Below are 4,391 nucleotides of genomic sequence, written 5' to 3'. Positions count from 1 at the left end.
CAATAACCCTACAGTGGCCGTCAAGTTTTCGTGGATTAGGGCTTACTCCCCCATTGTCCGCCTGTAACTCTTCAAACTTTTCTTTGGTTGTACTCCAGCACCGGCCAGCTGGAGGCATCAATACTTTTCCTCCGGGCGTAGTGATTGGATAAGTCAGGTTCGGCCGAAGGTTTGGAGCGTGAAAAGGTATGGCGAGCCAATCACCCCGAGTGTCTTTATCGCGGTTTTTGTAGGTGGCTCGTTGACGTTCGTCGCTGCCCTGCCTATTCAGGCCCATTTGATCGGCACTGCGCGCGTACAAAAGTACATGATCATGTGCCTCTGACACGACCTTTGCGTCATTGCGCCGGGTGAGTGTTTTTTGCCATTCGAAAGAGGTCACAAAATTTCCCCGTCCAAACACCTCATCCATCAGCACCTTGAGGTAATGCCCTTCGTTGTCGTCGATGGTGACCCAAATGCTGCCGTCCGGGCTTAACAGGTCTTTGAGCAGCTCCAGCCGGGGAAGCATCATGCTGAGCCACTGCGAGTGCTGCAATTTGTCGTCGTAGTGCTCAAACGCGCTGCCGGTGTTGTAAGGCGGGTCAATGAAGATGCATTTCACCCGTCCGCGATAAAAGGGCAACAACGCCTTGAGCGCCAGCAGGTTGTCGCCCTGAATCAGCAGGTTTTCCGATTGTTGGTCGCCGTGGGTAGATTGAAACTGCAACAAGTGATAGGGAACATTGGCAGTGGTGCGCTGCGCCTGGGCTTTGTTGACCCAATCGAGAAATGGCATAGGACATGAATGCCACTTGGCACTGGTTCAGTTGACTAGGATTTGAGAAAGTCTATTTTAGAAGACGGGGTTTAGGGGTTCTGAGCGCAAACCGACGGAATTTGTCCGATACCTGAAAAGCACCGATTTTTTGCATGTAACGATGCGTCAAATGAACGGTCGTTCGTGTGACACCGAAAAGTAGCACCAGAATTGACCAAAATTGAGTCACATTACCCGTCTCATGGACTATGTCACGCGAAGGATGCTCAAAGTGACAACGAAAACGTGGCATGGACAAATTCCGCTGGTTTGGGCTTACAACCCCCTGCACCAAAACATTTGAAGAAATAATCATATCATTAAATCTTCAAATCTTCATTACTTCTTATTCAGGTATTCATTCATGGCAGCTTCAATCATGCCTGTCATGGTCATACGCCGTTTCACGCCTTCCATCTTCCAGGTGTCGCGCAGTGATGGTGCAATGTTCAGATTCAGCCGGACAGGTGTTTCTTTTGTGACTTCAGCCACTGGCACGGACGGGCGAACGTCTTCGGTCTTCTTTGTTTTGATGGTCAAGGGTTTAGCCATAGCGCTGTTTCCATTTCTTTGATGATGTTGAAAATTTCGGTTTTTGCGATGGTGTCGGTCATGTCCAGGACGGACAGCCCAGCGGCCATTGCGTTGGCGAATACAACCCGGTTACCGATGGTGGCCGTGAGCTGCTCGATGCCTTCGTAGTCATTCCACGCCCCATCAATAATGGTTTTTGAGATCGTGGTGTTGCCACTGGCACGGTTGATCACGAAGGCTGCTTGAATCTCGCCACCGATTGCTCGTTTGGCTTGAATCAGCTTCACAGCAGCAGCAGACGCCCAAATGTCAGCGGCGCTTGGTTGAATCACCACCAAGGCAACGTGAGCGGCCCGGATGATGGCAGCGGCCATGCTTTCAGCCTTCGCTGGCGCGTCGATGATGGCAATGTCAGCCAGTACGCCAGCGAGCGAGCTGGCGAGCATCTGATGGCGGTCAATGGCGACGACAGGCGGCAGGTCAGCATCTTCAGGACTTGCGGCCCTCCAATCGCGTGCCGTGCCTTGCTGGTCAGCGTCAATCAAAACAACACGTTGCCCTTGTCGGTGCAATGCCGTTGCCAAGTTGGTGGCAATGGTGCTTTTGCCGGTGCCACCTTTTTCATTGATGATTGCAATGATCTTCATGTAATGATTAGTTTATATCTTCATTTGAGCCTAGCTGATTCTAGGGGGTCTAAGCCCAATGGCACTGACTTAAGCACAATTGCTTGCCAAATTCTCCCGTTCGCCCGGAGCTTGTCGAAGGGTTCACGAAGGCTTCGACAAGCTCAGCCCGAACGGGAACCTCTTAAGTCAGTGCCATTGGGGTCTAAGCCGGAACCGCCGAAAATTCCGTCGCCGCAAATCCAGCCCGACTAGCGCCAGACCGCCAGCCAGCATAAAACAATCCAAAACCTGCGGGCGGCGCAGAAAAGTGAAGTTTCAACTGCACACCCCCTATCGATTGGCACCGGACTAAACAAACCGCGATTGACTCCTGACCCCCTGACTTCACATTGGAAAGCGGATGTTTGGATGTCCTGACCCGGTTATCCACAGGGCGATAAAAGTTATCCATCGCGCACGCGGATTAAAAAAAGATTAAGAGAAGATTAGCACTTGTCCGTTTCCCAATGGAAAACGGGGTGCCACCGCATCCGCAAACCCGTGCCACCGCATCCGCAAACCCGTGCCACCGCATCCGCAAACCCGTGCCACCGCATCCGCAAACCCGTGCCAAGGTGGGGGTTAGATTTTGCGTTTTGGTTTGGCTTTTTGTTCGGCTTGCAACTTCTTGAATTCGGCTTTATGAGCTGCAATTCGAGCTTCTTCTATCACCTCATCCTCTGGAGTCCATTCACCTCTCATTTTCTTAGCCACGGCATTCCATGCGTAGGGGTCGCGGTAGGTTAGTTTTTCTGGTTTTGACTTTTTTTGAGTCGCTTTTTTATTCATACTTTTTTTCTCTTGAGGTGCTTTAGTTGTGTCCTGCTCGGAACGTGCGCAACATGAACCAAATCGTCATCATCAATCGACCAATTCAGTATTGCCCCGATAGCCTTCAGCGCGTCGAGTGCCTTCTTTAGTTTTTGCCTAAACGTTCTAAGTCCCGTTGTGTCGCTACCGCTTAAATCCCGCAGTGTCCCAGTCTTGTAGTGGAAAGGGCTGGCATGGCTTGCATAGTGACCATGCAGCCATTTGGCAAGGTTGTTTTTACCAAGCGCTTTTCGCTCAGACCAATCAATTAGGGTATGACCAGCCTCATAAAGTTGGGCCATTTCCGGCGTGAAACTGACCACATAACGCTCTGTTTCGTCATCCCGGACAAAGCTACTGATGAAGTTTCCGGCGAAAGTCTTTTTGGCCTTGGTGTCTGTAATTTCAGTCCAGCCAGAACCAAGCCGAGCCAGTTCTTCCTTGAGTTGTTCGTGGTCTTTGCCACCGGTGCTGCGCCCCAACTCTTTGAGCAATGAATGGGCGGTGAACTCCACTTTCGTGCCGAGTGGCTGGAGTCGCGCCAAGTGCAGCAGCGTTTCCCAAACATCGAGGTCGGTCTGGTTGAATGACGTGCCGAAAAACCGGATTTCATAGCCATCCACGGCGGCAATGAGTGTGCGATTGCTGTATGTTTTACGGATGTTGGACACGCCAAACAAGGCACTTCGCAGGAAAGAATTCGGCACACCGCGCACGGCATCAGGCCAAATATCAAGGCGCAACTGCGCGGGTTCGGGCTTGGCTGGAGGGGCGACAGCGGCACCCTTGCCGCCTCGGGCCTTGGCCTGTGCCAGCTTATCGGCCAACGTCTTGACGGGTTTATCGAGCATGCTTGGTTCGTTCCTTGATGGCTTTGAGAATCCGCTTTATACCGCCTGCCCGGTAATCGGCATCGCCCAAGCCGCCAAAGCCTGATGCAAGCGAGTCGGCTGCCGAGGTGCCTACTGCCATCGAGTCGGCTGATGCCTCGGTGCCACCTGATGCAGTGCCGACTGCTGCACCAGAGGATGCGCCGACTGCCGCACCACCTGTACCAATTTAGGGGTTCCGGCTTACACCCCCGTCTAGCAAGTCGGTGCTTGCCAAAGACCTGACCGGCCCCGGCACTTGAGTCTCACGCGCGGGCAGGCGTGCGCGCGGGTGAATGGTCACTCATGGTGAATTTCCGTAAATGTTTTGCCTTGACCTTATACCGACGGTCTAGGACTTATGGACTTCCAGGGATTTGCATAGCCACGGCTATGCGGTGTGGTCAAATTGTAATTTACGGTGTAACTGTAATTATGTAAATTACGGTTTGATAAATGTAATTTTAAGTCGATGATATGTAAAAAAAGCCTCAATCAATGCAGAACTGTTTTTTACCGCATGTTGGCTTCGGAGCTTCGGAATAGCTAGTTGACACTAAGGCACACAGCAGAGCATGTTGAATGACCTGCATCTGTCACGCCTGAGCCAGGGGTCTTGGCATTTGGCTGTCTTGGCTGTTGGTTGTTTGGCTGTTGGGTGCGTTTAAACAAACGACACCAAAGTTTCATAGACTTTGGTACCGCGATTTG

At 51.8% G+C, this 4,391-nt stretch carries 5 protein-coding genes; all 5 read right to left on the bottom strand.

All coding sequences use genetic code 11. The features are described 5' to 3' along the window. On the bottom strand, positions 1 to 778 hold a 778-nt coding region (locus ACOYNV_RS25965), incomplete at its 3' end, for a site-specific DNA-methyltransferase (protein WP_422902713.1). Positions 779 to 1,138: 360 nt separating this feature from the next. Continuing rightward, positions 1,139 to 1,351, bottom strand: coding sequence for a hypothetical protein (locus ACOYNV_RS25960; RefSeq protein ID WP_422902712.1), 213 nt, complete (start codon positions 1,349 to 1,351; stop codon positions 1,139 to 1,141). Continuing rightward, complete coding sequence (gene parA / locus ACOYNV_RS25955; RefSeq protein ID WP_422902711.1) at positions 1,336 to 1,980, bottom strand: ParA family partition ATPase; 645 nt, start codon at positions 1,978 to 1,980, stop codon at positions 1,336 to 1,338. Before parA ends, ACOYNV_RS25960 begins: the two co-directional genes overlap by 16 nt. A 603-nt stretch (positions 1,981 to 2,583) precedes the next feature. Beyond that, positions 2,584 to 2,790 (bottom strand): hypothetical protein, encoded by a 207-nt coding sequence (locus ACOYNV_RS25950; protein WP_422902710.1) that lies wholly within the window; start codon positions 2,788 to 2,790, stop codon positions 2,584 to 2,586. Beyond that, positions 2,787 to 3,662: a plasmid replication initiator TrfA gene (trfA, locus tag ACOYNV_RS25945; protein ID WP_422902709.1), complete on the bottom strand. Its 876-nt coding sequence runs from the start codon at positions 3,660 to 3,662 to the stop codon at positions 2,787 to 2,789. The genes ACOYNV_RS25950 and trfA overlap by 4 nt, the downstream gene beginning before the upstream one ends. Between the last annotated feature and the right edge of the window lie 729 nt (positions 3,663 to 4,391).

Origin of the sequence: Propionivibrio sp. (genome assembly GCF_049316945.1) — a bacterium.
GTDB lineage: Bacteria > Pseudomonadota > Gammaproteobacteria > Burkholderiales > Rhodocyclaceae > Propionivibrio.
This window is presented reverse-complemented; position numbering and strand designations above follow the sequence as displayed.

Excerpts from the sequence above, each read along its gene's own strand:
- ACOYNV_RS25950 (WP_422902710.1), bottom strand. The coding sequence starts at position 2,790 with ATGAATAAAAAAGCGACTCAAAAAAAGTCAAAACCAGAAAAACTAACC.
- trfA (WP_422902709.1), bottom strand. The coding sequence starts at position 3,662 with ATGCTCGATAAACCCGTCAAGACGTTGGCCGATAAGCTGGCACAGGCC.
- parA (WP_422902711.1), bottom strand. The coding sequence starts at position 1,980 with ATGAAGATCATTGCAATCATCAATGAAAAAGGTGGCACCGGCAAAAGC.
- ACOYNV_RS25960 (WP_422902712.1), bottom strand. The coding sequence starts at position 1,351 with ATGGCTAAACCCTTGACCATCAAAACAAAGAAGACCGAAGACGTTCGC.